Here is a 2,934-nt window from a genome sequence, read left to right as displayed (position 1 = left end):
GATCCGATGTTCGAGGCGAAGGTCACCGAGATCGTGGGGCTTTACCTCGACCCGCCAGAGCGCGCGGTGGTGCTATGCGTCGACGAAAAGTCCCAGATTCAGGCGCTCGACCGCACCCAGCCCGGGCTGCCGCTGAAAAAGGGGCGCGCGGCCACCATGACTCACGACTACAAGCGTCATGGCACCACCACGCTCTTCGCCGCGCTCGACGTGAAGTCGGGTCTGGTCATCGGGGAATGCATGCCGCGCCATCGGGCAAAGGAGTTCCTGACCTTCCTCCGCCGAATCGACCGGGCTGTGAAGAAACCCCGCGACATCCACCTCGTGCTCGACAACCACGCCACCCACAAGACGCCCGAGGTGCAGGCCTGGCTCGAGAAACATCCCCGCTTCAAGCTGCACTTCACGCCGACAAGCGCGTCCTGGATGAACCTGGTCGAGCGCTTTTTCGCCGAGATCACCGCGAAACGCATCCGTCGTGGCAGCTACTCCAGCGTCGACGATCTCGAAGGGGCGATTTACGACTACCTCGCGCAGCACAACACCAAGCCGAAGCCTTTCGTCTGGAGCAAGACCGCCGAAAATATCATAGCCCGCGAGCGCCGCGCACTTGATGCGCTCGATGAAATTAGGGGGAATCGGTAACAAGTGTCAGACTCGGAACACTAGCCGCCCCGCCGGCGGCAGGCGCGCATTTCGCCCCTCGCCGGCCCCGCGGCCCCCCTTGCGATTCTGCGCCGTTTTGCTTACGCGGGCGCATGACCCAGCATCAGCGCCTTCTCATCATCGACTTCGGTTCCCAGGTCACGCAACTGATCGCGCGCCGCCTGCGGGAACTGAACGTCTATTGCGAAATCCACCCGTTCAACCGGGTGGACGACGCCTTTCTGGCCGCCTTCGCCCCGCAGGCGGTGATCCTGTCGGGCGGCCCGGCCTCGGTCTATGCGACAGGCGCGCCGATGCCGCCGATGGCGGTGTTTTCGCTGGGCGTGCCGGTGCTGGGCATCTGCTATGGCCAGCAGGTGATGATGCACGTGCTGGGCGGCAAGGTCGAAGGCGGGCACGGCACCGCCGAATTCGGCCGCGCCTTCGTCACCCCCACCGACGCCCGCCTGCCCTTGCTGGACGGCTGGTTCGAGGCCGGCCCCGAACAGGTCTGGATGTCGCACGGCGACCATGTGTCGAAACTGGCGCCGGGGTTCAAGGTGTTCGGCACCTCGCCCAACGCGCCTTACGCCATCACCGCCGACCCCGCCCGCCGCTTTTTCGCCGTGCAGTTCCACCCCGAGGTGCACCACACCCCCAAGGGCGCGAAACTCTATGAAAACTTCGTGCGGCTGGCGGGCTTTGCCGGCGACTGGACGATGGGCGCCTACCGCGAGGAAGCCATCCGCAAGATCCGCGATCAGGTCGGCGATGCACGCGTGATCTGCGGGCTTTCGGGCGGCGTGGACAGCTCGGTTGCCGCCGTGCTCATCCACGAGGCCATCGGCGACCAGCTCACCTGCGTCTTCGTCGATCACGGCCTGCTGCGGCTGGGCGAGGCGGAACAGGTCGTCACCATGTTCCGCGACACCTACAACATCCCGCTGATCCACGCCGACGAATCCGACCTGTTCCTCGGCGCGCTCGAAGGCGTCTCCGACCCCGAGGTGAAACGCAAGACCATCGGCCGGCTGTTCGTCGAGGTGTTCGAGAAACACGCCAAATCCGTGGGCGGCGCCACCTTCCTGGCGCAAGGCACGCTCTATCCCGACGTGATCGAAAGCGTCAGCTTCTCGGGCGGTCCCTCGGTCACGATCAAGAGCCACCACAACGTCGGCGGCCTGCCCGAAAAGATGGGCATGAAGCTGGTGGAACCCTTGCGCGAACTGTTCAAGGACGAGGTGCGCGCCTTGGGCCGCGAACTCGGCCTGCCAGAGCCGTTCATCCGCCGCCACCCCTTCCCCGGCCCGGGCCTCGCCATCCGCTGCCCCGGCGAGATCACGCGCGAAAAGCTCGACATCCTGCGCCGGGCCGATGCGGTCTATCTCGACCAGATCCGCAAGCACGGGCTTTACGACGAGATCTGGCAGGCCTTCGCCGCCATCCTGCCGATGCGCACCGTCGGCGTGATGGGCGACGGGCGCACCTACGACTACGCCCTGGCCTTGCGCGCGGTCACCTCGGTCGATGGCATGACCGCCGACTACTACCCCTTCAGCCACGACTTCCTCGGCGAAACCGCCACGCGCATCATCAACGAGGTCAAGGGCATCAACCGGGTGTTCTACGACTGCACCTCCAAACCCCCGGGCACGATCGAGCTGGAATGACCCTGACCATCCGCCCCCTGCGCGCAGGCGACGAAGCCGCCTGGCGCCGGCTCTGGGCCGGGTATCTTGCGTTCTACGACACCACCTTGCCCGAAACCGTCTAAGCCACCACCTTCGCCCGCCTGCTCGACCCCGCCCGCCCGCAGCAGAACGCGCTGGTGGCCGAACAGGGCGGGCAGCTGGTGGGCCTCGTGCACTACATCTTCCACGCCCACAACTGGCGGGTCGAGGATGTGTGCTATCTGCAAGACCTCTACGTCGATCCCGCCGCCCGCGGCACCGGCGCAGGCCGCGCGCTGATCCGGGCGGTCTGCGCCGCCGCCGATGCCACCGGCACCCCTTCGGTCCACGGGCTGACCCAAGGGGGTAATCTCCCCGTTTTTAACGGGGTGCATCCGTAGAACTTACGCGACCATTTTCAGTTTCATTGCGGGTGTGATGCCGCCGATGCCCAAGTTGGGGCGGTCGTTGTTGTAAGTCCATAGCCATTGCGTGGCCTGATCCTGAGCCTCCTCGATGCTTTCGATGATGTATTGATCCAGCCATTCGTGCCGAACCGTCCGGTTGTAGCGCTCGACATAGGCGTTCTGCTGCGGCTGTCCGGGTTGGATGTGCTGGA

Annotated in this window: 4 protein-coding genes; 3 read left to right on the top strand and 1 reads right to left on the bottom strand. The window is 65.4% G+C overall.

Annotated features, from left to right (window positions below; genetic code table 11):
* The 3 genes from ACK4S2_RS15710 to ACK4S2_RS15700 form a co-directional block, all read left to right on the top strand.
* Positions 1-645, top strand: a 645-nt coding sequence (locus ACK4S2_RS15710) for an IS630 family transposase (protein WP_409626523.1), incomplete at its 5' end; no start/stop codon positions are given.
* A gap of 113 nt (positions 646-758) precedes the next feature.
* Entirely contained in the window at positions 759-2,315 is a 1,557-nt protein-coding gene (guaA, locus tag ACK4S2_RS15705) for a glutamine-hydrolyzing GMP synthase (protein ID WP_409626520.1), read from the top strand.
* A 122-nt stretch (positions 2,316-2,437) separates the two neighbouring features.
* On the top strand, positions 2,438-2,716 hold the full coding sequence (locus ACK4S2_RS15700) for a GNAT family N-acetyltransferase (protein ID WP_409626526.1): 279 nt from the start codon (positions 2,438-2,440) through the stop codon (positions 2,714-2,716).
* A 3-nt stretch (positions 2,717-2,719) separates the two neighbouring features.
* Here the strand turns inward: ACK4S2_RS15700 and ACK4S2_RS15695 are convergent.
* The coding region (locus ACK4S2_RS15695; protein ID WP_409626517.1) for an integrase core domain-containing protein at positions 2,720-2,934 on the bottom strand (215 nt) is incomplete at its 5' end.

Origin of the sequence: Gemmobacter sp. (assembly GCF_046292685.1) — a bacterium.
Taxonomy (GTDB): domain Bacteria; phylum Pseudomonadota; class Alphaproteobacteria; order Rhodobacterales; family Rhodobacteraceae; genus Wagnerdoeblera.
This window is presented reverse-complemented; position numbering and strand designations above follow the sequence as displayed.